At 44.8% G+C, this 26,438-nt stretch carries 26 protein-coding genes and 1 other annotated feature; all 26 genes read left to right on the forward strand.

Annotated features, from left to right (window positions below):
* Positions 1–234: 234 nt before the first annotated feature.
* The 26 genes from cysE to rpsJ all read left to right on the forward strand — a co-directional run bounded on the left by cysE (position 235) and on the right by rpsJ (position 26,433).
* Complete coding sequence (gene cysE / locus AC1DOV_RS30440) at positions 235–897, forward strand: serine O-acetyltransferase (protein ID WP_477512332.1); 663 nt, start codon at positions 235–237, stop codon at positions 895–897.
* On the forward strand, positions 894–2,336 hold the full coding sequence (gene cysS / locus AC1DOV_RS30445) for a cysteine--tRNA ligase (RefSeq protein WP_441885595.1): 1,443 nt from the start codon (positions 894–896) through the stop codon (positions 2,334–2,336). The genes cysE and cysS overlap by 4 nt, the downstream gene beginning before the upstream one ends.
* Positions 2,333–2,758 (forward strand): Mini-ribonuclease 3, encoded by a 426-nt coding sequence (locus tag AC1DOV_RS30450; protein ID WP_477512333.1) that lies wholly within the window; start codon positions 2,333–2,335, stop codon positions 2,756–2,758. The genes cysS and AC1DOV_RS30450 overlap by 4 nt, the downstream gene beginning before the upstream one ends.
* Before the next feature lie 50 nt (positions 2,759–2,808).
* Positions 2,809–3,570, forward strand: a complete 762-nt coding sequence (rlmB, locus tag AC1DOV_RS30455) for a 23S rRNA (guanosine(2251)-2'-O)-methyltransferase RlmB (protein WP_076271442.1) — start codon at positions 2,809–2,811, stop codon at positions 3,568–3,570.
* Between the two features lie 3 nt (positions 3,571–3,573).
* On the forward strand, positions 3,574–4,098 hold the full coding sequence (locus AC1DOV_RS30460) for an NYN domain-containing protein (RefSeq protein WP_477512334.1): 525 nt from the start codon (positions 3,574–3,576) through the stop codon (positions 4,096–4,098).
* 299 nt (positions 4,099–4,397) lie between these two features.
* Complete coding sequence (gene sigH / locus AC1DOV_RS30465; protein ID WP_053373882.1) at positions 4,398–5,048, forward strand: RNA polymerase sporulation sigma factor SigH; 651 nt, start codon at positions 4,398–4,400, stop codon at positions 5,046–5,048.
* A gap of 314 nt (positions 5,049–5,362) precedes the next feature.
* Positions 5,363–5,512 carry a 50S ribosomal protein L33 gene (gene rpmG, locus AC1DOV_RS30470; RefSeq protein ID WP_015847242.1) on the forward strand — a complete coding sequence of 50 codons (150 nt, stop codon included), beginning with the start codon at positions 5,363–5,365 and terminating at the stop codon, positions 5,510–5,512.
* An 18-nt stretch (positions 5,513–5,530) separates the two neighbouring features.
* Positions 5,531–5,740, forward strand: a complete 210-nt coding sequence (gene secE, locus AC1DOV_RS30475; protein WP_053373883.1) for a preprotein translocase subunit SecE — start codon at positions 5,531–5,533, stop codon at positions 5,738–5,740.
* 24 nt (positions 5,741–5,764) lie between these two features.
* Complete coding sequence (nusG, locus tag AC1DOV_RS30480) at positions 5,765–6,298, forward strand: transcription termination/antitermination protein NusG (protein WP_054025341.1); 534 nt, start codon at positions 5,765–5,767, stop codon at positions 6,296–6,298.
* Positions 6,299–6,419: 121 nt separating this feature from the next.
* A complete protein-coding gene (gene rplK, locus AC1DOV_RS30485) occupies positions 6,420–6,845 on the forward strand; it encodes a 50S ribosomal protein L11 (RefSeq protein WP_054025340.1) in 426 nt (141 codons plus the stop codon).
* Between the two features lie 101 nt (positions 6,846–6,946).
* Positions 6,947–7,639, forward strand: a complete 693-nt coding sequence (gene rplA / locus AC1DOV_RS30490) for a 50S ribosomal protein L1 (RefSeq protein WP_477512336.1) — start codon at positions 6,947–6,949, stop codon at positions 7,637–7,639.
* A 12-nt stretch (positions 7,640–7,651) separates the two neighbouring features.
* Positions 7,652–7,817, forward strand: a sequence feature (ribosomal protein L10 leader region).
* 57 nt (positions 7,818–7,874) lie between these two features.
* Positions 7,875–8,378 (forward strand): 50S ribosomal protein L10, encoded by a 504-nt coding sequence (gene rplJ, locus AC1DOV_RS30495; RefSeq protein ID WP_054025338.1) that lies wholly within the window; start codon positions 7,875–7,877, stop codon positions 8,376–8,378.
* Positions 8,379–8,470: 92 nt separating this feature from the next.
* Entirely contained in the window at positions 8,471–8,830 is a 360-nt protein-coding gene (gene rplL, locus AC1DOV_RS30500; RefSeq protein ID WP_076271439.1) for a 50S ribosomal protein L7/L12, read from the forward strand.
* 92 nt (positions 8,831–8,922) lie between these two features.
* Positions 8,923–9,051 (forward strand): hypothetical protein, encoded by a 129-nt coding sequence (locus tag AC1DOV_RS30505; RefSeq protein ID WP_256711079.1) that lies wholly within the window; start codon positions 8,923–8,925, stop codon positions 9,049–9,051.
* Between the two features lie 6 nt (positions 9,052–9,057).
* Positions 9,058–9,657: a class I SAM-dependent methyltransferase gene (locus AC1DOV_RS30510; protein ID WP_477512337.1), complete on the forward strand. Its 600-nt coding sequence runs from the start codon at positions 9,058–9,060 to the stop codon at positions 9,655–9,657.
* Between the two features lie 384 nt (positions 9,658–10,041).
* Complete coding sequence (gene rpoB / locus AC1DOV_RS30515) at positions 10,042–13,590, forward strand: DNA-directed RNA polymerase subunit beta (protein WP_076271437.1); 3,549 nt, start codon at positions 10,042–10,044, stop codon at positions 13,588–13,590.
* A gap of 95 nt (positions 13,591–13,685) precedes the next feature.
* Positions 13,686–17,312 carry a DNA-directed RNA polymerase subunit beta' gene (rpoC, locus tag AC1DOV_RS30520; RefSeq protein ID WP_441885610.1) on the forward strand — a complete coding sequence of 1,209 codons (3,627 nt, stop codon included), beginning with the start codon at positions 13,686–13,688 and terminating at the stop codon, positions 17,310–17,312.
* Between the two features lie 246 nt (positions 17,313–17,558).
* Positions 17,559–17,789 (forward strand): ribosomal L7Ae/L30e/S12e/Gadd45 family protein, encoded by a 231-nt coding sequence (locus AC1DOV_RS30525; RefSeq protein WP_441885613.1) that lies wholly within the window; start codon positions 17,559–17,561, stop codon positions 17,787–17,789.
* A 256-nt stretch (positions 17,790–18,045) separates the two neighbouring features.
* Complete coding sequence (gene rpsL, locus AC1DOV_RS30530; RefSeq protein ID WP_441885615.1) at positions 18,046–18,468, forward strand: 30S ribosomal protein S12; 423 nt, start codon at positions 18,046–18,048, stop codon at positions 18,466–18,468.
* 66 nt (positions 18,469–18,534) lie between these two features.
* Positions 18,535–19,005: a 30S ribosomal protein S7 gene (gene rpsG / locus AC1DOV_RS30535; protein WP_028609662.1), complete on the forward strand. Its 471-nt coding sequence runs from the start codon at positions 18,535–18,537 to the stop codon at positions 19,003–19,005.
* Positions 19,006–19,034: 29 nt separating this feature from the next.
* Positions 19,035–21,110 (forward strand): elongation factor G, encoded by a 2,076-nt coding sequence (gene fusA / locus AC1DOV_RS30540; RefSeq protein ID WP_477551844.1) that lies wholly within the window; start codon positions 19,035–19,037, stop codon positions 21,108–21,110.
* A 115-nt stretch (positions 21,111–21,225) separates the two neighbouring features.
* A complete protein-coding gene (gene tuf / locus AC1DOV_RS30545; protein WP_076271433.1) occupies positions 21,226–22,416 on the forward strand; it encodes an elongation factor Tu in 1,191 nt (396 codons plus the stop codon).
* 306 nt (positions 22,417–22,722) lie between these two features.
* Positions 22,723–23,766 (forward strand): ABC transporter substrate-binding protein, encoded by a 1,044-nt coding sequence (locus tag AC1DOV_RS30550; protein WP_076271432.1) that lies wholly within the window; start codon positions 22,723–22,725, stop codon positions 23,764–23,766.
* 98 nt (positions 23,767–23,864) lie between these two features.
* Complete coding sequence (locus tag AC1DOV_RS30555; protein ID WP_477551845.1) at positions 23,865–24,779, forward strand: ABC transporter permease; 915 nt, start codon at positions 23,865–23,867, stop codon at positions 24,777–24,779.
* Positions 24,779–25,573, forward strand: a complete 795-nt coding sequence (locus tag AC1DOV_RS30560) for an ABC transporter ATP-binding protein (protein ID WP_076271430.1) — start codon at positions 24,779–24,781, stop codon at positions 25,571–25,573. Before AC1DOV_RS30555 ends, AC1DOV_RS30560 begins: the two co-directional genes overlap by 1 nt.
* 551 nt (positions 25,574–26,124) lie before the next feature.
* Positions 26,125–26,433: a 30S ribosomal protein S10 gene (gene rpsJ / locus AC1DOV_RS30565; RefSeq protein WP_017692074.1), complete on the forward strand. Its 309-nt coding sequence runs from the start codon at positions 26,125–26,127 to the stop codon at positions 26,431–26,433.
* Positions 26,434–26,438 lie beyond the last annotated feature (5 nt).

The raw sequence follows: 26,438 nt of genomic DNA on the forward strand, positions 1-26,438 counted from the left end.
GAGGATGGCGGCGACGCTTAATCGGCAATATTGGCATATATTTGGCTGGACAGGGTAGGCAGCAACGTATCGTCTGCGTTAAAGACCTTAAGGTGAATAAACTTCAGCGAGGATAGCTGTCGATTTATTCAAGCAGAGTGGAACCGCGAGATCACACGCCTCTGCAGCATATTATGCTGCAGAGGCTTTTCTTTTATTAGAAATTTATGAGCGTAGGAAAAAGGAGCATTGTTTATGTTTCGTCATTTTCGATCGGACATACTAGCTGTTTTTGAGAATGATCCGGCTGCTCGCAGTCGCTTCGAGGTTATTTTCACCTATTCAGGTGTGCACGCTATTTGGGCGCATCGCATTGCCCATCCCTTATACCGTAGAGGTTGGTATACTACAGCGCGCTTGATCTCCCAGGTTAGCCGCTTTATGACTGGCATCGAAATTCATCCAGGTGCTCGTATCGGCGAGCGATTGTTTATCGATCATGGCATGGGTGTCGTCATTGGTGAAACCTGTGAGATTGGCGATGATGTCGTTATTTATCAGGGAGTAACTCTTGGCGGAACGGGTAAAGAAAAAGGGAAGCGTCACCCGACAATTGGCAATAATGTAGTTATTGGCTCAGGAGCGAAGGTGCTCGGCTCATTTCAAGTGGGCGAATTTTCTAACATAGGATCAAACGCGGTTGTACTCAGAGAGGTTCCTGCCAATTGTACGGTAGTTGGAAACCCGGGACGCGTGGTCAAAAGAAACGGCGAGCGTGTAGGCGATCGACTTGATCATACGAAGCTGCCCGATCCGGTCATCGAAATGTTCCGTACAATGCAGAAGGAAATAGACGAATTAAAATCCGAGCTCGATAAGCTTCGGAATCCTGTAGCTGGAGGAGAAATGCGAAAATGACAGTATCCATTTATAATACAGTATCGCGGCTAAAAGAGCCTTTTGTATCGCAAGAGCCAGGTAAGGTGAAAATGTACGTTTGCGGACCAACCGTTTATGACTACATTCATATTGGAAACGCTCGTCCGGTTATTTTCTTTGACGTTGTTCGTCGTTATTTGGAGGACGTAGGTAATGAAGTTCAATATGTGGTTAACTTTACAGATGTCGATGATAAGCTGATTCGTAAAGCAGAACAGCTTGGTACGACAGTCCCTGAAGTAGCGGAGACGTTTATTGCGGCATTTTATGCAGATATCGAATCGCTGGGTGTTCATAAGGCGACACTTAATCCAAGGGTAACGGAGCATATTCCGCAAATCGTTGCGTTTATTCAAGGCTTGATAGATAAAGGCTATGCTTATATGAGTGACGGAGACGTTTATTATCGTACGTCTGCATTCGCGGATTACGGCAAGCTCTCTCATCAGAATATTGAAGAGCTTCAATTCGGTATTCGAGTAGAGATTGGCGACCGCAAAGAGAATCAACAGGATTTTGTATTATGGAAAGGCGCTAAGCCGGGCGAAATCAAATGGGAAAGCCCTTTCGGCGATGGACGCCCAGGCTGGCATATCGAATGTTCGGCTATGGCTCGCGCATACCTTGGGGATACTCTTGATATCCATGGCGGCGGTCATGATTTGCAGTTTCCGCATCATGAATGCGAGGTTGCGCAATCTGAGGCGCTGACAGGCAAACCGCTGGCGAACTATTGGATGCATAACGGCTATATTCATATAAATAATGAGAAAATGTCCAAATCGCTTGGCAATGGCATTTCGGTGCATGAGCTGGTGAAGCGGGTTAAACCTCATGCGATTCGTTATTTTATGCTCTCTACACACTACCGCAGTCCACTCAACTTCAGTGATGACACGGTTGCACAAGCTGAGAACAGTGTAGAGCGGATTGCAAACAGTGCAGCGAATCTAAAGCATAGGCTTTCATCGTTTGAAGGCAAGCTAAATGAAGCGGCAGGCAGTGGCAACGGACTTGTCCCTTCTGGCGATGAAGCGCTGGATGCAAGACTAAAAGTGATTCATGAACAATTCCATGCCAAAATGAGCGATGATTTCAACACCCCTGATGCGATTACAACGGTGTTTGATTTGGTAGCTGAGGCTAATCAATATTTGAATCGTGCAGACGCCTCTGCTGAAGCGATTTATGCATTGCTTACATTGTTTGAGCGTATGGATGCTGTACTTGGCTTGCTGCCGCAGCAACAAGCGGACGCTGAACTGCTGGATGCGGATATCGAACAGCTTATAGTGGAGCGGACCGAAGCTCGCCAGTCCAAAAACTGGGCTAGAGCGGATGAAATTCGTGATTTGCTCATAGAGAAAAACATCGTCCTTGAGGATACACCGCAAGGTATCCGCTGGCGGCGTAAATGAGCGAGCATATCGATTCGAACCGCTTGCTCTTTTACCCGCCGTCCAAGACACCGCAGCTGATGAACCCGGTCGTTCTCGCTTATATGGGCGATGCTGTGTTTGAGCTTCTTGTAAGACAATATTTTATTTCACTGCCGAATCAGAAATCGCATCACCTTCACCGTGAGGCAACAAAATTTGTTTCTGCCAAAGGACAAAAGAAAACGTTGGATCTCTGGCAGCCGCATTTAACCGAGGAGGAGGCGGACATCGTCCGCCGAGGCCGCAATTCAAAATCGGGAGCGCCTCCCAAAAACGCTGATTTAGCTGATTATCGTCTAGCAACAGCGTTGGAGAGCTTGGTTGGATTTCTTTATTATGAAGGCCGAATCGAAAGAATACATGAACTATTTGCCATTGCAATAAAGAAGCATGAGAATTAACAAGGCTCATGAAGCTATTTTGTAAATGAAAAAATAAAGGAGGGTTACCGATGACAGAAGAAACGATTCAAGATCAAGATGAAATGATAGCCGGTAAACATCCTGTGCTCGAAGCACTGCGTTCCGGACGAGAAATTAATAAAATATGGATTGCTGACGGTGCTCAAAAAACGTTAACGCAGCCCATTGTAGCGGAAGCTAAGAAATCCGGTATCATCGTACAGTTTGTCGACAAGCGGAAGCTCGACAGCTTAGCCCCTGGAGTTACGCATCAGGGAGTTGTCGCTCAGGCAGCGGCTTTCGCTTATGTGGATGTTGAGGACATTCTGGAACGAGCAAAACAACGGGACGAGGTTCCATTTATTTTGCTATTGGATGAAATCGAAGATCCTCATAATTTGGGCTCTATATTGCGGACAGCGGAATGCACAGGCGTACATGGCGTTATCATTCCAAAACGTCGTGCAGCAGGGCTGACGGCTACGGTGCTTAAAACATCTGCGGGTGCTGCTGAGCATGTGCCGGTTGCACGCGTTACTAATTTGGCGCAAACGATCGATAGGCTGAAGGAAGCGGGCGTATGGGTAGCGGGAACCGATGTAAGTGCAAAGCAGGATGTTTATAAAATGAAATTCGACATGCCGCTGGTTGTCGTTATAGGCAACGAGAGTAAAGGCATGGGAAGACTGATTAAGGAGAAATGTGATTTTCTCGTTAAACTTCCTATGCTTGGTCAGTTGAACTCGCTAAATGCTTCCGTTGCAGCTGGTGTTCTTATGTATGAGGTCGTTCGGCAGCGCCGGAGCATTTAGGTTATGAACCGGCGCGACGATATTTTATTAGTCGACGGTTATAACATAATTGGCGCTTGGCCGGTACTCGAGAAGCTGAAGGAACATGATCTGGAAGAAGCGCGGGATAAATTGCTCGATTTAATGGCGGATTATCAAGGTTTTACAGGAATGAAAGTGTATGTTGTGTTTGATGCGCATCAGGTGCCTGGATTAGGCGCTACTTACAGGCACCACAGGCTGACTATCGTTTACACAAAAGAGAAGGAAACAGCTGATGAATGCATCGAGCGTTTATGCTCGGAGCTGTTCGTCAGACGCAGAAATATATATGTAGCCACTTCGGATTTGGTCGAGCAGCATGTGGCATTCGGTAAAGGTGCGCTTCGTGTATCGGCACGGGAATTGCTTATTGATATAGGCCAGAATCGCAAAAATATCGAGCAGACACTGCGTGAGGAACAGCCGGGAAAACGGAATTCAGTAGACGGCAGAATTAGTTTAGAGGTTCGAAGCCAGCTGGAGAAACTTCGGCGCGGAGAGAAATAAAAGATTGGAAAAGCGATAATCTTCAAATAGATATAGAATGATTGACTCGGGTCGTTCCACTAAGTTACAAAATTCCCAGTATATCTGTGGCTGTCGGGGCTCAGATTGGTTGACGGTGTAAGGTTACATAATGTATACTGACTCTATTATTAGCGATAAGAACGTGTTGATTTTGTTCAGTATACATTCTTATCTTTCGACGTGAAGCGCTGTATGAGCTCAGACTTTGAGTTCAATCGGATAGGTTTGCGTGAATAAGAATCTAGCGGTGTACGCCTTGCAGGCCGGAGGGATAGTTCGTGAGTATCGACCTCAAAGAATGGAGTACGCTCGAGTATGACAGCAGTACGGACGAGGATATCGTCGAAGCGGTCCGCAATGGTGATAGCATAGCGTTGGAATATTTGATAAACAAGTATAAGAATTTTGTGAGAGCCAAAGCGCGCTCGTATTTTCTTATCGGTGCGGATCGTGAAGATATCGTGCAGGAGGGTATGATTGGTCTTTATAAGGCAATTCGTGATTTTAAAGGGGACAAGCTAGCAAGCTTCAAAGCCTTTGCTGAATTGTGTATAACCAGGCAAATTATTACCGCCATCAAAACAGCCACGCGTCAGAAACACATTCCGCTAAATTCCTACGTTTCGCTAGATAAGCCCATTTATGATGAAGATTCGGATCGCACACTGCTGGATGTCATTTGTGGTACGCGAGTATCTGATCCAGAAGAATTAATTATTAATCAAGAAGAATTCATTGGCCTTGAAGATAAGATGTCCGAAATATTAAGCGACCTTGAACGCAAGGTGCTTATGCTTTATTTGGATGGAAGGTCCTATCAGGAAATTGCTGTTGATTTGGATAGACATGTGAAATCTATCGACAACGCTCTTCAAAGGGTGAAACGCAAGCTCGAACGTTACTTGGAAGTCAGAGACATTAGCGGCTAGCCGCATTTATACGTAAATCATTTTTACGAGGACTGTCTTCCATCTGGCGGTGTCTAGGTGGAATATACGGTCCTTTTAGTTTTAAACGGACAAAAGTAGACTATACTGGTAGATACGAGACCGATGGCGCTTTTGTTTCCAATCATTCACAGGCTTAACACTTATCTTTTACATTGACATCAAAATTGCTGTATGATAAAGTGTTTAGGTAGGCCTAAAATCGAGGTTTTATTTCGTTTTGGCGTTGGAATCAATGAACTTTCATATAGAGCTTCATGATTCGTATTTTGTAGCAGTTCGGGAGGTGTAATTCAATGCGGGTAATTATCACGTTGGCATGCACAAACTGCAAACAGAGAAACTATGCGAGCAGCAAGAACAAACGCAATCACCCCGACCGCATCGAGTTGAAGAAGTTTTGCAAGTTCTGTAACGAGCAGACTCCTCATCGCGAGACGAGATAGTCAATTGGAGGTGTGAACGTGGCATTTTTGGCTAAACTAAAGCAAAGCTTTGGTACAACGTTTAGTTTTTTTGCCGACAGCTGGGCGGAACTTAAGAAGGTTCGCTGGCCAAGCCGTAAAGAGTTGACAAGCTATTCGATCGTGGTTTTGCTCACGATTACGCTTGTGACTATTTACTTCTGGCTTCTTGACATCGGGATCTCGTCTCTGGTTGAACTCATTGTTTAAGAAGGGTCCAAAGGTGGATTTGTGATGGAAAAAAGATGGTACGTCGTGCATACCTACTCAGGTTATGAGAACAAGGTGAAAGCCAATTTGGAACGCCGTGTTGAATCAATGGGCATGGAAGATAAGATTTTCCGTGTGCTTGTTCCTATGGAAGAAGAAGTGGTAGAGAAGGATGGTAAGAAGAAGACTGTCCAACGTAAGGTCTACCCCGGCTATGTTCTTGTGGAAATGGTTCAAACCGACGATTCATGGTACGTTGTTCGAAATACACCAGGTGTAACTGGATTCGTAGGATCAACAGGTTCCGGTTCAAAACCGATTCCTCTATTGCCAGATGAGGTTGAGCAAATACTCAAACACATGGGCATGGAAGAACCAAAACCGAAAATCGAGTTCGATTTGAAAGAAACGGTTCGCGTCAAAGTGGGTCCTTTCGCAGATTTTGTTGGTACAGTAGAAGAAATTTTGCTGGACAAAGCGAAGTTGAAGGTTCATGTAAACATGTTTGGCAGGGAGACCCCACTAGAGCTGGATTACACTCAAGTGGAAAAGATATAATATCTGGTTTCCGAACCCACTGGGTTAAACTAGTGGTGGTTTGGACGCGAAATAGTAATGCCCCCTTGCGGAGGCGGATGCTATTTACGCATGGAATAAAGGGTTAGGAGGTGTGTCAGGCATGGCAAAAAAGGTCATCAAGATGGTCAAATTGCAAGTTCCTGCAGGTAAAGCAAACCCAGCGCCGCCGATCGGTCCAGCACTTGGTCAAGCAGGCGTTAACATCATGGCGTTTTGTAAAGAGTTTAATGCTCGTACCGCAGATCAAGCAGGCTTGATTATTCCGGTTGTTATTACAGTGTTTGAAGACCGTTCTTTCACTTTCGAAACAAAAACGCCGCCGGCAGCAGTATTGCTTCGCGTCGCAGCTGGTATCGAAAAAGGTTCAGGCGAACCGAACAAGAAAAAGGTCGCTACTGTAAAACGTGACAAAGTTCGCGAAATCGCTGAGCAAAAAATGCCGGATCTTAACGCAGCGTCTGTAGAATCAGCGATGCGTATGGTTGAAGGTACTGCTCGCAGCATGGGCGTAACTATTGTTGACTAATACCGCGAGGTAGCTTGCTTTGCGTAAGCTTCGGCTTTCGCGAGTGGGAGGATCATCCCTAGGAGGATTTTCCGCTACAACCACATGAGGAGGAAATTACAATGGCTAAACAAGGTAAAAAATATGTAGAAGCTGCTAAGCTATTTGATAGCGAAGCAACTTACGAGCCTCTAGAAGCGATTGAGCTTGTTAAGAAGGCTGCAACAGCTAAATTCGACGAGTCCGTTGAAGTAGCAGTTCGTTTGGGTGTAGACCCACGTAAACAAGACCAAGCTGTTCGTGGCGTAGTTGTACTACCACACGGCACTGGTAAAACAAAACGCGTTCTCGTTTTCGCAAAAGGCGAAAAAGTGAAAGAAGCGGAAGCTGCGGGTGCTGATTTTGTCGGCGATGCAGACATGATCAACAAAATCCAACAAGGCTGGTTCGAATTCGACGTTTGCGTAGCAACGCCGGACATGATGGCTGAAGTTGGTAAACTTGGACGTATCCTTGGTGGTAAAGGCTTGATGCCAAACCCTAAAGCTGGTACAGTAACGTTTGACGTTGCTAAAGCCGTTCAAGAAATCAAAGCCGGTAAGATTGAATACCGTCTTGATAAAGCAGGTCAAATCCATGCGCCAATCGGTAAAGTATCTTTCGATGCTGAGAAACTCAACGAGAACCTCAAATCATTGATCGATGCACTTAATCGTGCTAAACCGGCTGCGTCAAAAGGTGTTTACCTGAAAAACATTGCCGTTTCTTCAACAATGGGCCCTGGCGCTCGTGTTTCTACAGCGGTTTACCGCTAAGAAGAACGGAACTAAATTCGAATACGCATACCGTAGACAGTAGGTGCCTTAAGGCTTAATTTCCTACCGAGGTGTTATGATAAAACGTTTGTAAGCAACATTCGATCCTTTAGGGTTGATGCGCGATAACGACATCATGGCCTTCGCAGTGTCTGCGAAGGCCTTTCTCATGCATCGAGGCGTGGAAAGCCCGTCGTAATTAACGGAATGTATACTATTACGGGAGGTGTACAGTTTGGCTAACGCAAATATCATCCAAGAGAAACAAGAGGCAGTTGCCGTAATCGCGGCAAAAATTGCTAATAGCTCTAGCACAGTAGTAGCTGACTATCGTGGATTGAACGTTGCTCAAGTAACTGAACTTCGGAAACAACTTCGTGAAGCAGGAATTGAATTCCAAGTTCTTAAAAACTCGCTCGTTCGTCGCGCAACTGAAGGTACGGATTATGTAGAATTGAACAACATTCTTACAGGTCCCACAGCAATTGCATTCGGTAAAGAAGACGCTGTTGCTCCAGCTAAAATTTTGAACGATTTCGCTAAGAAAAACGATGCTTTGAAACTTAAAGGCGGCGTTGTTGAAGGTAAAGTCGTATCTCAAGAAGAAATTAAAGCTCTTGCGGAACTTCCGTCCCGCGACGGTTTGCTCTCTATGCTCCTCAGCGTATTGCAAGCTCCAGTGCGCAACTTCGCGCTTGCAGTTAAAGCAGTCGGCGAGAAACAAGAAGCACAAGCTTAATTTTTTTCAAGAGTCCCTTATAGTAATGAACCGACGCAAGTCGGCTGTAGGATAAACCAAAAAAAATAAACCATATTCCCGGAGGTATAATCATGTCTAAAGAACAAATCTTAGAAGCGATTAAAGTTATGAACGTTCTTGAACTGAACGATCTTGTTAAAGCAATTGAAGAAGAATTCGGCGTAACTGCAGCAGCTCCAGTAGCAGCAGCAGGTGCTGGCGCAGCTGTAGAAGCTGAGCAAACTGAATTCGACGTTATCCTTAACGGCGCTGGCGCTTCAAAAATCAACGTAATCAAAGTTGTTCGCGAAATCACAGGTCTTGGCCTGAAAGAAGCGAAAGACTTGGTTGATAGCGCTCCTAAAGCAGTTAAAGAGAAAGTTGCTAAAGAAGAAGCAGAAGCTGTTGCAGCTAAGCTTACTGAAGCTGGCGCTTCCGTAGAAGTTAAGTAGTATTTCTTCCAATAAAATAAGCTGATCATGCGATTGAATGATGAATCGGCCGGCGAGCCCCTTGAAACGTCAGGTTTCAAGGGGTTCGTTGTATGTTGAAGGATAAGAATGTGCAAGTTTTTGGCTTGTCCATTCTTATCCTTCAACGAGAATCGAGTATTTTTTCGCTGAAGCAAGGCGATATCAATATACTCGATGCAATATGGAATAGCGGGGAGTGATGAATAATGTCGAATCACTATTACTCACAGAGCCCAGATGTTAAGCATAATCGTCAAGTTCATGAAGCAATTCTCCGAGGCTTTTCTTTGAAGTTTATAACGGATGCCGGCGTATTCTCGAAATCAGGAGTTGATTACGGGAGTCAGGTATTGATCGATGCTTTGGAGCTGAATGCAAATGCAAACATTCTTGATGTTGGCTGTGGTTATGGTCCTATTGGATTAACATCAGCAAAACTCGCTGAGCATGGGCAAGTAACGATGATTGATATAAATGAAAGAGCGGTAGAGCTTTCGCGTGAGAACGCAAAGCTTAACCAGATATCTAATGTTACCGTTTTGCAAAGTGATCTATTTGAAGCAGTTAAGCAAATGAAGTTCGATGTCATCGTTACAAATCCGCCTATCAGGGCTGGGAAGTCAGTCGTTCATCGGATTTTTGAAGAGGGTTATGAATTGCTCGAACAAGGCGGCAGCATGTGGGTTGTCATACAGAAGAAGCAAGGGGCACCTTCGGCGAAAGCTAAATTAGAGTCATTATTTGCAAATGTAGAAGAAGTAACGAAGGATAAAGGCTACCGTATTTTCCGAGCTGTAAAAGCTTAGAAAATTAGAGAAAAATATGTTTTGAAAATATGTTTGAAAACTGAATAATATTTATTGACTTGACATTTGCGATATGGTAAGATTATAAAATGTCAGCATTAAATTGGGCTCGATCTCTTTAGTTAACTAAAATGTCAAGTGTAAATTTAAAGCGCGGAATGCATAAGTTTTACACATTTGACGTATAATGTTTACGTTTTGGGCAAAATTATTTGATATGAGACTGTCACGGCCGCGCTGTGATTAGTTAACTGCCGGAACATGCTCTTTTTTCGAACCATTCGATAAGGGCTTTTCTTTATTTGACTATATAGGCGGCTGGTTCGTCTATAGTGACGCAGTGATTATCGATGCTGTGATACAGACATGAGGGGTGAGGTTAAGTTGGCAGGACAACTTGTTCAGTATGGTCGGCGCGCGCGCAGAAGCTACGCCAGGATCAACGAGGTGCTGGAAGTCCCGAACCTGATTGAAATCCAACAAAAATCGTATGAGAAGTTTTTGGACAGCGACCTAATTGAGTTGTTCCAAGATATTTCTCCGATTTCGGACTTTACGGGCAATCTATCGCTTGAGTTTATCGACTATAGCTTGGGCGAACCGAAATATTCGGTCGATGAATCAAAAGAGCGCGATGTGACGTATGCAGCTCCTTTACGCGTTAAGGTGCGACTTTTCAATAAGGAAACTGGCGAAGTAAAGGAACAAGAAGTTTTCATGGGTGATTTCCCGCTTATGACAGAGACGGGTACGTTTATTATTAACGGAGCCGAGCGTGTCATAGTCAGCCAATTGGTTCGATCCCCGAGTGTGTACTTCAGCACGAAGGTCGATAAGAACGGGAAGAAAAACTACACAGCTACTGTTATTCCTAACCGTGGCGCTTGGCTAGAGCTTGAAACGGATGCTAAAGATATCATCTACGTTCGTATTGACCGGACCCGGAAAATACCGGTAACGGTACTTTTGCGTTCGCTTGGATTCGGTACTGACGCTGAGATTCTTGAACTGCTAGGCCATGATGAGTACATTCGCAACACGTTAGACAAAGATAACACGGATTCGACTGAAAAAGCGCTTATTGAAATTTATGAGCGTCTTCGTCCAGGCGAGCCTCCGACTTTGGATAATGCAAAGAGCTTGCTAGTTGCTCGTTTCTTTGATCCAAAACGTTATGACTTGGCCAATGTAGGCCGTTACAAAATAAACAAAAAACTTCACATCAAGAACCGTTTGTTTAATCAACGTCTTGCGGAAAATCTAATTGATCCTGCGACTGGCGAAATTATTGCTGAGTCCGGACAAATGATTGACCGCCGCTTGCTTGATGAAATTCTCGAGAAGCTTGAGAAGGATGTTGGTTTCAAAACGTATCATGTAGCTAATGGCGTTCTTGATGCTGATAGTATTCCACTACAAACGATCAGCGTATTCTCACCATATGACGAAAGCAAAGTAATTAAAGTTATTGCGAATGGAATTATTGATAAATCCGTCAAGCATATCACGCCTGCGGACATCATTTCTTCCATTAACTACTTTATCAACTTGCTTCATGGCGTAGGCAGCACGGATGATATCGATCATCTGGGTAACCGTCGTCTGCGTTCTGTTGGCGAGCTGCTTCAAAACCAATTCCGTATCGGTCTGTCTCGTATGGAGCGCGTAGTGCGTGAGAGAATGTCCATTCAAGACGCGAATGCAATTACGCCGCAAGCGCTAATTAACATTCGTCCGGTTATTGCATCTATAAAAGAGTTCTTCGGCTCCTCGCAGCTGTCCCAGTTTATGGACCAAACGAATCCGCTTGCTGAATTGACGCATAAGCGTCGTTTGTCAGCACTTGGACCCGGCGGTTTGACTCGGGAACGCGCGGGCTTTGAAGTTCGTGACGTCCATCACTCCCACTATGGGCGGATGTGTCCGATCGAGACGCCAGAGGGACCGAATATCGGTTTGATCAACTCCTTGTCTTCCTTTGCTCGTATTAACGAATATGGCTTCATTGAAGCACCATATCGTTGGGTAGATCCGAAGACTGGAATTGTTACAGAACAAATCGCATATCTGACTGCTGACGAGGAAGATAACTACGTAATCGCGCAAGCGAATGCGAAGCTGACTCCAGACGACAAGTTTGCAGAAGAGAATACGATCGTTCGTTACAATAAACAAGCCGACAACATTTTGACTATGCCTAGTGATCGCGTTGATTACATGGATGTATCGCCAAAACAGGTAGTATCTGTTGCGACAGCGTTAATTCCTTTCTTGGAAAACGATGACTCCAACCGTGCCCTCATGGGATCCAACATGCAACGTCAAGCGGTACCGCTTCTTATCCCTAGATCACCACTTGTTGGTACAGGTATGGAGCACAAAGCAGCGAAAGACTCAGGCGTTTGTATCGTAGCGAAGCATGACGGTATAATCGAACGTTCTTCCGCAAATGAAATCTGGCTTCGTCGCGTCGAGCAAATCGATGGCAAGCCGGTTACTGGTGACTTGGTAAAACATAAACTACACAAGTTTATGCGCTCTAACCAAGGAACGTGCATCAATCAACGCCCGCTTGTACGTAAAGGCGACGTTATTAAAAAAGGTGATATCCTTGCGGATGGTCCTTCCACTGAAAAAGGCGAATTGGCTCTTGGACGCAACGTCGTTGTTGCATTCATGACGTGGGAAGGCTACAACTATGAGGATGCGATCCTGCTAAGTGAAAAGCTAGTGAAAGAGGATGTTTATACATCCATTCACATCGAGGAATACGAGTCTGAGGCTCGTGATACGAAGCTTGGACCTGAAGAAATTACACGCGACATTCCAAATGTCGGTGAAGAAGCTCTTCGCAACCTAGATGAGCGCGGAATCATTCGTGTCGGAGCTGAAATCGGCGCTGGCGATATCCTAGTTGGTAAAGTAACGCCTAAGGGTGTAACAGAGCTAACTGCGGAAGAAAGATTGCTGCACGCTATCTTTGGTGAGAAGGCTCGTGAAGTACGTGATACATCGCTACGTGTGCCGCATGGTACAGACGGTATCGTTGTTGACGTTAAAGTATTTACGCGGGAGAATGGCGACGAATTGCCACCAGGCGTTAACCAGCTGGTTCGTGCTTATATTGCTCAAAAACGGAAAATTTCCGAAGGCGACAAAATGGCCGGACGTCATGGTAACAAAGGGGTAATCGCTCGTATCATGCCTGAAGAAGATATGCCTTTCCTACCGGATGGCACACCTGTAGAAGTTGTTCTTAACCCGCTCGGCGTACCGTCGCGGATGAACATCGGTCAGGCGCTTGAAGTTCACTTGGGTATGGCTTGTAAGCATCTCGGCATCCACGCGGCTACGCCAGTATTTGACGGCGCGCGCGAGAATGACGTTTTCGATACGATGGAAGAAGCAGGCATGCAGCGTAACGGTAAAACCGTACTGTATGACGGACGGACAGGCGAGAATTTCGAACGTGAAGTTACGGTTGGGGTCATGTACATGATCAAACTGGCGCACATGGTCGACGATAAAATCCATGCCCGTTCCACTGGTCCTTACTCACTCGTTACACAACAGCCGCTCGGTGGTAAAGCACAGTTCGGTGGACAACGTTTCGGGGAGATGGAGGTATGGGCGCTTGAGGCATATGGCGCTGCGTACACGCTTCAAGAAATATTGACTGTTAAATCCGATGACGTGGTTGGTCGTGTTAAAACGTACGAATCCATCGTTAAAGGCGAAAACGTACCAGAGCCAGGTGTTCCGGAATCGTTCAAAGTTTTGATCAAAGAGCTTCAAAGTTTGGGTATGGACGTTAAAATTCTATCCGAGAATGAAGAAGAGATCGAAATGAAGGAAATGGATGATGAAGACGAGGCAACAGGCGATAAGCTTAACCTCAATATAGAAGGTGCCGAAGTCGGCGCTGCTGAATAAACTAGTTGCTAGATTCCGTCAAATGGTCACGCGCCTATGACGGAATCTAGCTGATTAGATAGACATTGTCATACATGACGGAGGAGGGTTGCTCCTTGTTGGACGTGAACAACTTCGAGTATATGAAGATAGGTCTGGCTTCGCCGGATAAAATTCGCTCGTGGTCCCGCGGAGAAGTTAAAAAACCGGAGACGATCAACTATAGGACCTTAAAACCGGAGAAGGAAGGACTCTTCTGCGAGAAAATTTTTGGACCTACAAAAGACTGGGAATGTCATTGCGGTAAATACAAACGTGTACGCTATAAAGGTGTCGTTTGTGATCGCTGTGGCGTTGAAGTAACTCGCGCTAAAGTTCGCCGCGAACGTATGGGTCACATCGAGCTAGCAGCTCCAGTTTCTCATATTTGGTACTTCAAAGGGATTCCAAGCCGTATGGGCCTTGCACTTGATATGTCACCTCGTTCGCTTGAGGAGATCATTTATTTTGCATCCTATGTCGTAACGGATCCAGGTGATACCCCACTTGAGAAGAAACAACTTCTATCGGAGAAAGAATATCGCAGCTACCGTGAGAAATACGGGTATGGATTCCATGCTGGTATGGGTGCCGAAGCTGTTAAAAAACTTTTGCAAGATATCGACGTTGACAAAGAATTGGAGCAATTGAAAGAAGAACTGCGTACTGCTCAAGGACAACGACGCAATCGTGCGATCAAACGTCTTGAAGTGGTAGAAGCATTCCGCAATTCCGGCAACGAACCGGAATGGATGATTCTAGACGTGCTTCCTGTCATCCCTCCTGAGCTTCGTCCGATGGTACAGCTTGATGGCGGTCGTTTTGCGACTTCTGACCTCAATGACTTGTATCGTCGTGTTATTAACCGTAACAACCGTCTGAAGCGTTTGCTTGATCTGGGCGCTCCTGATATTATCGTGCAAAATGAAAAACGGATGCTGCAAGAAGCGGTTGACGCATTGATCGATAACGGTCGTCGCGGTCGCCCTGTTACAGGTCCGGGTAACCGTCCGCTTAAATCCCTCAGCCATATGCTGAAAGGTAAGCAAGGACGTTTCCGTCAGAACTTGCTAGGTAAACGGGTTGACTACTCTGGTCGTTCGGTTATCGTAGTAGGTCCAAACCTCAAAATGTTCCAGTGCGGTCTTCCTAAGGAAATGGCACTAGAATTGTTCAAGCCTTTCGTTATGAAAGAGCTTGTTAATAAAGGCCTAGCACATAACATTAAGAGTGCGAAGCGCAAGGTTGAACGCGTAAGCCCTGAGGTATGGGATGTTCTTGAGGAAGTAATCAAGGAGCACCCAGTATTGCTTAACCGTGCCCCGACGCTTCACAGACTAGGTATTCAAGCGTTTGAGCCTATCTTGGTTGAAGGTCGCGCAATTAAGCTTCACCCACTCGTATGTACAGCTTACAACGCTGACTTCGACGGTGACCAAATGGCCGTTCACGTTCCATTGTCTGCTGAAGCACAAGCGGAAGCACGTTTGCTAATGCTTGCATCAGGCAATATCCTTAACCCGAAAGACGGCAAACCGGTCGTTACTCCTTCACAGGATATGGTACTAGGAAGCTTCTACTTGACGATGGATAACAAAGAGGCTAAAGGCAGTGGTTCCGTATTTGGTACCATTAACGAAGCGATCTCTGCTTACCAACGTGGTATTGTTTCCTTGCACGCCAGAATTTTCATTCCGGTTCGTGTGCTTAAAAAAGTTAACTTCACCGAGCAGCAGCAAAATTCGTTACTCGTTACGACAGTTGGTAAAGTCATCTTCAATGAAATTTTCCCTGAAGATTTCCCTTATATCAACGAAGCAACGAAAACGAACCTATTGCACGGTACACCAGATAAATATTTCGTTTACGAAAAAGGCGCCGATCTTCCTAAATTCCTGGATGCAATCGAAACGCCTGGTGCGGTAGGTAAAGACTATCTTGCATTAGTTATTGCAGAATGTTTCCGCCAATACCACACTACGCTTACTGCGATGCTTCTTGACCGCATTAAGCAGCTTGGTTTCACTTACTCAACTAAGGCTGGTATTACGATCGGCGTGTCTGACGTTATCATTCCGAAAGAGAAAGACGAAATCATGAAGCGCTCCGATGAGAAGGTTGCTACCGTTATGAATCAATACCGTCGTGGTTTGATTACAAACGAAGAGCGCTATGACCGGATCATTACAATTTGGGGTAAATGTAAAGACGAGATCACCGAAGTTCTTATGAAATCGATGGATCGTTACAACAACATCATGCTCATGGTGGACTCCAAAGCACGGGGTAACAAATCTCAAATTACACAGCTTGGCGGTATGCGTGGTTTGATGGCCAATCCATCCGGTCGTATCATCGAGTTGCCAATTAAATCGAACTTCCGCGAGGGTCTTACAGTACTCGAGTACTTTATTTCCACTCACGGAGCGCGGAAAGGTCTTGCCGATACTGCACTTCGTACTGCCGATTCCGGTTACTTGACTCGTCGACTTGTTGACGTTGCACAAGACGTAATCGTGCGTGAAGAAGATTGTGGTACCGACAAAGGCTTCTCTGTAAGCAAAATTCAAGACGGTAAAGAGGTTATTGAAGATCTTTATGACCGTATTGAAGGCCGCTATGCGTTTGAAACGGTTCGTAATCCAAAAACAGGCGAGATCATTGTTAACCGCAGTGAGTTGATTGACTCGAACAAAGCGGATGCAATTATCGACGCTGGCGTTGAAAAACTGCAAATTCGTTCCGTACTAAGCTGCCGTGCTCGTCATGGCGTATGTAAGATCTGTTACGGACGTAACCTTGCAACTGGTAAACACGTTGAGATTGGGGAAGCGGTAGGTATTATCGCAGCTCAATCCATCGGTGAGCCAGGAACACAGCTCACAATGCGTACGTTCCATACGGGCGGCGTTGCGGGAGACGATATCACACAAGGTTTGCCGCGTATCCAAGAGTTGTTTGAGGCGCGTAATCCGAAAGGTCAAGCGATTATTTCTGAGCTTGACGGTGTGGTTAAAGAAATCCGTGAAGCTAAGGACCGTCGTGAAATCGAGGTTCAAGGTGAAGCGGAATCGAAAGTGTATGCTGTTACCTATGGTTCGCGTATCCGCGTAACGCAAGGTCAACAAATCGAAGCCGGCGATGAGCTGACGGACGGTTCAATTGACCCTAAAGATATGCTGCGTATCAAAGGTATCCGTGGCGTTCAAAACTACATTTTGCAAGAAGTACAGCGCGTTTACCGAAATCAAGGGGTAGAAATCAATGACAAGCACGTTGAGGTCATGATTAAACAAATGCTCCGTAAAATTCGTATCGTAGATGCAGGCGGCACAACGTTGCTTCCTGGTGCGTTCGTTGATATTCATGAATATGAAGCTCAAAACCGCACTGCGATTTTCGCAGATCTCGAACCAGCTGTTGCAAAACCAGTTTTGCTCGGTATCACGAAGGCATCGCTTGAGACAGATTCGTTCTTGTCAGCAGCTTCCTTCCAAGAAACAACTCGTGTATTGACTGATGCAGCTATTAAAGGCAAAGTTGACCAGTTGCTTGGACTCAAGGAAAATGTTATTATCGGTAAGTTGATTCCAGCAGGTACTGGAATGGCCCGTTATCGTAACATTCGTTTTGCTGGACTTGAAGATGAAACAACTACTGCAGTTGAAGGCGAACTAGAAACAGAAGCTGTAACAGTCGACTAGTCGGCTTGAACAGATCATGTTCTTAAAACCGGATACTAACTAATATCGAAGGAGCGTCACATCTTCCGTTTCCTTGGAAGCGGAAGATGACCGCTCTTTTATATGTTTACAGTATGAAATTCATTTACAAAAAGTTTACAAGTGATTATCCTAGAAGGTTCTTGACACAAGCACATAGTAGGTGATATTATATCGAAGTGTGCCTAATTGTGTGTTCGCTGAATGGAAGAATTGAAGGTGATTATCATGCAATTCAAAGTCGGCGCGAAGCAAACGACGAAGATGCTCGAGCAACAAAGAGCCATTAAAGTCTATATCGCACGAGATGCAGATCCGCAGATGAAAGAGAAGATTGTTCATCTATGTGAGCGGGCGGGAGTTCCAATGAAATGGATCGACACGATGGTAGAGCTTGGGGAAACCTGCGGCATCGATGTTGGGGCCGCGATGGCAGCGCTCGTAACCGAAGAAGAATAACGCAATAGCCGTTTTTGTTAGTTGATTATTTAACGATGATTAGCTGGCGAGAACTTTTGTTTGTTCTTTTATGATCCGCCTGGATCTGTGGGCTTAATTTTAGGTAAAATGTCTACCATACATGCGTAAACAGCTAATGCCGCCTTTTGGTGGGAAGAGCCCGCTTACGCGAAAGAATATAAGTTGATTTATAAACAACTTCTTTATAAATGCTTATATTTTCAAAAGACATGAATATAGGGAAGGGGGTGGCAACATGCCAACTATTAACCAGCTAGTCCGTAAAGGACGCCAAGCGAAAGTCGTTAAATCGAAATCGCCGGCATTGCAAAAAGGTTTCAATGCATTGAAACGTGAAGCTACAAACATCAGCGCTCCTCAAAAACGCGGTGTGTGCACTCGTGTAGGTACAATGACTCCAAGGAAACCGAACTCCGCACTTCGTAAATATGCTCGTGTTCGTTTAACGAACCGCTTAGAAGTTACGGCTTACATTCCAGGTATCGGACACAACTTGCAAGAACATAGCGTTGTTTTGATCCGTGGTGGTAAAGTAAAAGACTTAGCAGGAGTACGTTATCACATCGTTCGCGGTGCACTTGATACTGCAGGTGTAAACAACCGTATGCAAGCTCGTTCGAAATACGGTACGAAACGTCCGAAAGCTAAAAAATCATAATCATAACCTTAACAGGTTATTGAAATGCTAGAAATAGCAACTATTAGAAGAAAGGGGGACTTTCTCATGCCACGCAAAGGTCCTGTAACGAAACGCGATGTGCTTCCAGATCCGCTATATAATAGCAAACTGGTAACGCGCCTAATCAACCGCATTATGCTTGACGGTAAAAGAGGCGTTGCACAAACACTATTGTATGATGCTTTCAAACTGATTCAAGAACGCACGGGTAAAGATCCGATGGAAGTGTTCGAAGCTGCTTTGAAAAATATTATGCCTGTACTTGAGGTTAAAGCACGCCGTGTCGGCGGTGCAAACTATCAAGTGCCTATCGAAGTTAAACCAGAGCGCCGTACGGCACTTGGTCTCCGCTGGCTCGTGAACTACTCACGTAACCGCGGTGAGAAAACGATGGAAGAGCGTTTAGCTGCTGAAATCACAGATGCTTCCAATAACACTGGCGCAGCTGTTAAAAAGCGCGAAGATACTCACAAAATGGCTGAAGCGAACAAAGCGTTTGCTCACTACCGCTGGTAGAATTTTTACATTCGAGAGGAGACAATTTTATGTCAAGAGAGTTCTCCTTGAAAAATACGCGTAACATCGGGATTATGGCGCATATTGATGCCGGTAAAACCACAACTACTGAACGGATTTTGTTCTTCACGGGCCGTACTCACAAAATCGGAGAGGTGCACGAAGGTGCAGCTACGATGGACTGGATGGAACAAGAACAAGAGCGCGGTATCACAATTACGTCTGCCGCGACGACTGCTCAATGGCATGGACACCGCATTAATATTATCGACACCCCGGGACACGTTGACTTCACTGTTGAAGTTGAACGTTCCCTACGCGTATTGGACGGGGCCGTTGGGGTTTTCAGTGCAAAAGAAGGCGTTGAGCCACAGTCTGAAACCGTATGGCGTCAGGCTGACCGTTACAACGTACCTCGGATTGCCTACGTAAACAAGATGGATATCATTGGTGCAGATTACCTAAACGTAATCAAAGACATGCGTGAGCGTCTTGGTGCCAATGCCGTAGCAATTCAAATTCCAATCGGCGCGGAAAGCGACTTTAAAGGTATTATCGATATCGTTGAACGTGTAGCTTATATCTACAAAGACGATACTGGTAAAGACCCTGAAAAAGTTGAAGTTCCAGCTGAGTATGTAGAGCAAGTAGATGCACTACGTACGGAATTGATTGAGAAAGTAGCAGAATTGGATGAAGAATTAACGATGAAATATTTGGAAGGTGAAGAAATCACTATTCCAGAAATTAAAGCAGCACTCCGTAAAGGTGTTTGCGAAGTTAAAATCTTCCCAGTTGTAGCTGGCTCCTCATACCGTAACAAAGGTGTTCAGCCGATGTTGGATGCTGTTGTGGATTACCTACCTTCACCTCTTGATGTACCAGCTATTAAAGGTACTCTTGAAGACGGTGAAGAAGGAGAACGTCCATCTTCAGACACAGAGCCTTTCGCGGCTTTGGCATTCAAAATCATGACTGACCCTTATGTTGGTAGACTTACTTTCTTCCGTGTGTATTCTGGTGTACTAAAATCCGGTTCGTATGTCCTTAACTCAACAAAAGGCAAACGTGAACGTATTGGACGTATTCTTCAAATGCACGCAAACAGCCGTCAAGAGATCACGGAAGTTTATTCCGGCGATATCGCTGCAGCTGTAGGTTTGAAAGATACGACTACTGGTGATACACTTTGTGATGAGAAGCACATCATCGTTCTTGAATCGATGAACTTCCCTGAGCCGGTTATCTCGGTTGCTATCGAACCAAAAACGAAAGCTGACCAAGACAAACTAGGTATCGCTATTTCCAAGCTTGCTGAAGAAGATCCTACTTTCCGTGCACATACGGATGAAGAAACAAACCAAACAATTATCTCTGGTATGGGTGAGCTTCACCTTGAGATCCTTGTTGACCGTATGTTCCGCGAATTCAAAGTTGAGACAAACGTTGGTAAACCACAAGTTGCTTACCGTGAAACGTTCCGTCAAGCTGCGAAGGTTGAAGGTAAGTTCGTTCGTCAGTCCGGTGGTAAAGGTCAATTCGGTCATTGTTGGGTTGAGTTTTCACCACTTGAGCCTGGTACAGGCTTCATATTCGAAAACAAAACAGTTGGTGGATCAATTCCTCGTGAATTTATCGCTCCAATCCAAGCTGGTATCGAAGAGTCAATGAAGAACGGTGTTTTAGCCGGCTTCCCGCTCGTTGATGTTAAAGCTGTTGTTGTTGACGGATCTTACCATGATGTTGACTCCTCGGAGATGGCGTTTAAAATTGCAGGTTCGATGGCGCTTAAAGCTGCCAAAGAAAAATGTAAGCCAGTTCTTCTTGAGCCAATCATGAAAGTTGAAGTTACTGTTCCAGAAGAGTACATGGGCGATGTTATGGGTATGCTTAACTCCCGTCGTGGTCGTATCGAAGGTATGGATACTCGTGCAGGTGCACAAATTATCCGCTCCAAGGTACCTCTCTCCGAGATGTTTGGTTATTCCACTACACTACGTTCCGGTACACAAGGACGCGGCGTATTCTCCATGGAGCTTTCTCACTATGAAGAAGTTCCTAAATCAATCTCTGATGAAATTATTGCTAAAAACAAAGGCGAGTAATCGTTTTTGGACTAGCGCTCAACAAATTGCTTTTGCCGTCATTTTGGTTTGCTTGCGAGCCAAATGTCGGCCACACATAAAAAATATGATGTTAAATTGAGGAGGCTCAAGTTCAATGGCTAAGGCAAAATTTGAACGTAACAAACCGCACGTTAATATCGGTACTATCGGTCACGTCGATCACGGTAAAACGACTTTGACTGCAGCTATCACAACTGTACTTTCCAAAAAATACGGCGGTGCAGCAATCGCATTCGACCAAATCGATAAAGCTCCAGAAGAGCGCGAGCGTGGTATCACGATCTCGACAGCTCACGTTGAGTATGAGACGCCTGCTCGTCACTACGCACACGTTGACTGCCCAGGTCACGCCGACTATGTAAAAAACATGATCACTGGTGCTGCTCAAATGGACGGAGCTATTCTTGTAGTTTCCGCTACTGACGGTCCTATGCCACAAACTCGTGAGCACATCTTGCTTTCGAAACAAGTAGGCGTACCTTACATCGTTGTATTCTTGAACAAATGCGACATGGTTGAAGACGAAGAGCTTCTTGAGCTAGTTGAAATGGAAGTTCGTGACCTTCTTTCTGAGTATGAGTTCCCAGGCGACGACACTCCAATCATCCGTGGTGCAGCTCGTGAAGCACTTGCTAACCCAGATGGTCCTTGGGCTGAAAAAATCATCGAGCTTTTCGAGCAAGTGGATACTTATATCCCTACTCCTGAGCGCGATACTGCTAAGCCTTTCCTTATGCCTGTCGAGGACGTATTCACAATCACTGGCCGTGGTACTGTTGCTACAGGTCGTGTTGAGCGTGGCGTTATCAAAGTTGGCGACGAGATCGAAATTATCGGTCTTGCTGAAGAATCCCGTAAGTCCGTAGTAACAGGCGTTGAAATGTTCCGTAAATTGCTTGACTCCGCTCAAGCTGGTGACAACGTAGGTGCTTTGCTTCGTGGTGTAGACCGCAGCAACATCGAGCGTGGTCAAGTTTTGGCTAAACCGGGTTCGGTTAAACCACACACTAACTTCACTGCACAAATCTACGTTCTAACTAAAGAAGAGGGTGGCCGTCACAAGCCTTTCTTCACTGGTTACCGTCCACAGTTCTACTTCCGTACAACTGACGTAACGGGTATCATCAACTTGCCAGAAGGTACTGAAATGGTTATGCCTGGCGACAACATCACTGTAACGGTTGAGCTTATCGCTCCAATCGCTGTTGAAGAGGGAACTCGTTTCTCTATTCGTGAAGGCGGCCGTACTGTAGGCGCTGGCGCTGTAGCTTCTATCCAAAAATAATTCATTGCGGCTTAGCCGCTATGAATGACAAAAGCCCTCACTTCGGTGAGGGCTTTTTATTTTTCTATGTAAAACGGTCAATAGGGCTTCTTACTTAATTTTACAAATAACTATTCATTGACTGTATGCCGTAAGCCCATTTAATATTAAGGAATAGTAGGTAGAGCTTGTCCTTCACTCATTAATTGAAGTCATTACGCACAGACATAGGCTTTAATGATAGAAAGCGATAATGCTTTGCTGTACATGTTTTTTTGCAAACGGCTTCATTACAAGAGAATTTATATGATGAGAGGGGTTTGAAGAATGAACAGAAAATTTTTACTTAGCTTGGTATTAGCTTCAGTTATGGTAGTAACAGCAGCATGTGGTGCAAACTCAGGTAAAGCAGGCACAGAGAACGAAGGAAATAAATCGGGTTCAGGCAACAGTGAGAAACAGTATACGATCGCGATCTCACAAATTGTTGAGCACCCATCATTGGATGCAACGCGCGAAGGCTTTATTGCAGCACTAAAAGATGGTGGATTTGAAGAAGGCAAAAATCTTAAAATCGACTTCAATAATGCACAAGGTGAGCAAGCGAATATTGCTACAATTGCACAAAAGATTAAATCAAGTAAAAGTGACCTTGCATTAGGAATTGCAACTCCGACTGCACAAAGCTTGGCTGATGAAGTCAAGGACATCCCTGTATTATTCGCTGCAGTTACAGATCCGATTGATGCAGGAATCGTTACACAATTGAAAGCTCCAGGAGGAAATGTTACTGGTGCTTCTGATACGAATCCAGATGCCATTAAACAAACGATGGATTTTATCGCTGCTCAATTTCCTAATGTAAAAAATGTGGGCCTTGTTATTAATGAAGGAGAACCTAATGCGGTTGTAATGGGCGACATTGCTGAAAAGGCTCTAGCTGAACATGGCATTAAACTCGTTAAAGCTTCAGTAGCGAACTCTTCAGATGTTAAACAAGCGGCAGAATCACTAGTTGGTCGTGTAGAAGCTATCTACATCACTTTGGATAATATGGTTGTAAGCGGCGTTGATGCTATTATTGAAGTGGCTAATAAAAATGATATTCCTTTCTTCTCTGCTGACCGTGATACGGTAGAAAAAGGTGCTTTCGCGGCAGTAGGCTTCAAATATTATGACCATGGTTATGAAGTTGGCCAAATGGCAGTAGAGATTTTGAAAAATGGCAAAAAACCAGCAGACATGGATGTTACAGTGCCACAGAAACTTGACTTCATTTTCAACTTGAAAGCAGCAGCTGAGCAAGGCATTACAGTTACTGACGAGATGAAAGCATTCGTTAAAGATCAAGCAAACAACATTATCGAGTAAATTTAAATTCATTTGCTAAAAATAACAGGCTCATAAGTTCAAAAGGGGTGACCGGGCTACTCGTTCACCCCCTTGTTATGAAAAAGGAGGTATGTCATATGCTCGTATCAATGCAGGGAGCTATAGAGAGCGGATTATTGTATGCGCTTATGGCACTTGGAGTATATATAACGTTTCGAATTCTTGATTTTCCGGATTTGACGGTAGATGGCAGCTTTACTACAGGTGCAGCTATCGGTACGGTTATGACGGTTAATGGAACAGCTCCATGGATTGCTGTATTATGTGCATTTGCAGGTGGGGCTATAGCGGGTACATGTACAGGCTTACTCCATACAAAGGGTAAAATAAACGGACTATTGTCAGGCATTATTATGATGATAGCATTGTATTCAATCAATTTAAGAATTTTGGGAAAACCAAACGTTTCCTTAAGGGGACAAGAAAATTTATTTAGTAATGTATCCACATTAGTTGTTATGATCATTTTTGTTGTTGTGGTTAAGTTGGTTCTCGATCTATTTTTCCGTACGGATCTGGGATTGAGTCTTCGCGCAACTGGGGATAACTCTCGCATGATTCGCAGTTTTGGCGCAAATACAGATGTTACGACGATTTTTGGCGTGGCTTTGTCGAATTCACTAGTTGCCACTTCAGGTGCATTAGTCGCACATTATAATAAATATGCGGATAATAGCATGGGTATTGGTATGATCGTTATTGGTCTTGCATCCGTTATTATTGGTGAAGCGATATTCGGATCCCRCACAATCTTTAGAGCAACTTTGGCTGTTATACTTGGTTCGATTATTTATCGAATTATTTATGCATTTGCACTACGTGTTGAATGGTTGGATGCTTCTGATATGAAGCTTATTACAGCAGTAATCATCATTTTTGCATTGATCATACCTACGATAAGAAGAACATTGAAGCAAAAGAATATAGCCAAAAGACGAACGGCAGAAATGCTGGCATCCTTGGATAATATTCAGCCTGGAGGTGGACGCTAATGTTGGAGATCGCTAAAGTGTCCAAGCTGTTTAATCCTGGTACCGTTGATGAGAAGACAGCGCTCGTAGGTGCCAATCTTATTATGAAGCCAGGCGATTTTATTACGGTTATCGGTAGTAACGGAGCAGGCAAATCTACATTAATGAACATTATATCCGGCGTGATGAAGCCGGACGCGGGCGAAGTCCGAATTGACGGCAACAATATAAGTCATCTATCGGAATATGAGCGCAGCCGCTGGATTGGCCGAGTATTTCAGGATCCGATGGCAGGAACAGCGCCACGTATGTCCATTGAAGAAAATTTGGCGATAGCTTATGCTCGTGGAAAGTCACGTGGTTTTTCCTTTGGCGTAACACGCGCAAAACGTGCCATTTTTAAGAAAGAGCTGCAGCGCCTCGGTATAGGTCTCGAAAATCGACTTGGGGCAAAGGTGGGTTTATTGTCAGGTGGAGAACGCCAAGCGTTAAGCCTATTGATGGCTACCTTTACAAGACCACAAATCTTATTGCTTGATGAACATACGGCAGCGCTTGATCCTTCAAGAGCGGAGCTCATTACGACTTTAACGGAAAACCTAGTTCGCGAGATGAATTTGACTACGCTTATGGTTACTCATAATATGGAGCAGGCCATACGTCTAGGCAATCGACTTATTATGATGGACAAAGGCCGGATTATACTTGATGTACCAGAAGAACGCAAAAAGGATCTTACCGTACAACAACTGCTAGGTGAGTTTGAGTTGATAAGCGGAAAGAAACTTGCGGATGATCGTATCGTACTTGGTTAGGACGTTATAACTCTGAATATGAAGTGTTGGATGGAGAGTGTGCAGCTCTGTTAGAAAAGTCATAGCTGCCTGCACCTTCTAAACAAGTAGAATCAGAGCCTGCGGATACTTCACTTCAACCCTGTTATTATAGAAGGAAAACACGCAGCGACATGTGGTCGCTGCGTGTTTTTTATGTAAATGTGAAGGTTGGCGTTATTTGGTGGTGTATTTTCATCCGGATGATGTATATAATCATATAGCGCCCATTAAGTCCGTTATTATAATGATAGTGTTCTAAATACTTGTAATAAGGGACATAATGGGCGAATGTAGAGATGGCTTACAAGACATTATTGTTAATCTTTCTGCAGTTGTACGACGGTAAAAAGAAAGAAGAAACTTTATGTTGCATTTGCCTATTAGATTCGGTATAATATTGACTGTTGGTCTGACGTTGCGATGATGTGAGAGGTTGCCGACACACCCGGCCCCTTTGCCATGGGGCATGTGCAGGGTTTTCTCACGGAGTATGTCCGATAATAAATTGGGCGAAAGAAGGAGGGACTTATATGGCAAAGCAAAAGATTCGTATCCGCTTGAAAGCATACGATCACAGGATTCTTGATCAATCCGCAGAGAAAATCGTTGAAACTGCAAAACGTTCCGGTGCAGGCGTATCCGGGCCGATTCCGTTGCCAACGGAAAAGCAAATCATCACCATTCTCCGTGCGGTACACAAGTACAAGGATTCTAGGGAGCAATTCGAACAACGCACTCATAAGCGTTTGATCGACATTGTAAACCCAACGCCGCAAACGGTTGATGCGTTGATGCGCCTGGATTTACCATCCGGTGTAGATATCGAAATCAAACTGTAATATCA

It is taken from the genome of Paenibacillus sp. 01T47, assembly GCF_056398245.1.

Coding starts and splice junctions, on each gene's coding strand:
- cysE (WP_477512332.1), top strand. CDS start 235: ATGTTTCGTCATTTTCGATCGGACATACTAGCTGTTTTTGAGAATGAT.
- cysS (WP_441885595.1), top strand. CDS start 894: ATGACAGTATCCATTTATAATACAGTATCGCGGCTAAAAGAGCCTTTT.
- AC1DOV_RS30450 (WP_477512333.1), top strand. CDS start 2,333: ATGAGCGAGCATATCGATTCGAACCGCTTGCTCTTTTACCCGCCGTCC.
- rlmB (WP_076271442.1), top strand. CDS start 2,809: ATGACAGAAGAAACGATTCAAGATCAAGATGAAATGATAGCCGGTAAA.
- AC1DOV_RS30460 (WP_477512334.1), top strand. CDS start 3,574: ATGAACCGGCGCGACGATATTTTATTAGTCGACGGTTATAACATAATT.
- rpmG (WP_015847242.1), top strand. CDS start 5,363: ATGCGGGTAATTATCACGTTGGCATGCACAAACTGCAAACAGAGAAAC.
- nusG (WP_054025341.1), top strand. CDS start 5,765: ATGGAAAAAAGATGGTACGTCGTGCATACCTACTCAGGTTATGAGAAC.
- rplK (WP_054025340.1), top strand. CDS start 6,420: ATGGCAAAAAAGGTCATCAAGATGGTCAAATTGCAAGTTCCTGCAGGT.
- rplA (WP_477512336.1), top strand. CDS start 6,947: ATGGCTAAACAAGGTAAAAAATATGTAGAAGCTGCTAAGCTATTTGAT.
- rplL (WP_076271439.1), top strand. CDS start 8,471: ATGTCTAAAGAACAAATCTTAGAAGCGATTAAAGTTATGAACGTTCTT.
- AC1DOV_RS30505 (WP_256711079.1), top strand. CDS start 8,923: ATGTTGAAGGATAAGAATGTGCAAGTTTTTGGCTTGTCCATTCTTATC.
- AC1DOV_RS30510 (WP_477512337.1), top strand. CDS start 9,058: ATGTCGAATCACTATTACTCACAGAGCCCAGATGTTAAGCATAATCGT.
- AC1DOV_RS30525 (WP_441885613.1), top strand. CDS start 17,559: ATGCAATTCAAAGTCGGCGCGAAGCAAACGACGAAGATGCTCGAGCAA.
- rpsL (WP_441885615.1), top strand. CDS start 18,046: ATGCCAACTATTAACCAGCTAGTCCGTAAAGGACGCCAAGCGAAAGTC.
- rpsG (WP_028609662.1), top strand. CDS start 18,535: ATGCCACGCAAAGGTCCTGTAACGAAACGCGATGTGCTTCCAGATCCG.
- fusA (WP_477551844.1), top strand. CDS start 19,035: ATGTCAAGAGAGTTCTCCTTGAAAAATACGCGTAACATCGGGATTATG.
- tuf (WP_076271433.1), top strand. CDS start 21,226: ATGGCTAAGGCAAAATTTGAACGTAACAAACCGCACGTTAATATCGGT.
- AC1DOV_RS30550 (WP_076271432.1), top strand. CDS start 22,723: ATGAACAGAAAATTTTTACTTAGCTTGGTATTAGCTTCAGTTATGGTA.
- AC1DOV_RS30560 (WP_076271430.1), top strand. CDS start 24,779: ATGTTGGAGATCGCTAAAGTGTCCAAGCTGTTTAATCCTGGTACCGTT.
- rpsJ (WP_017692074.1), top strand. CDS start 26,125: ATGGCAAAGCAAAAGATTCGTATCCGCTTGAAAGCATACGATCACAGG.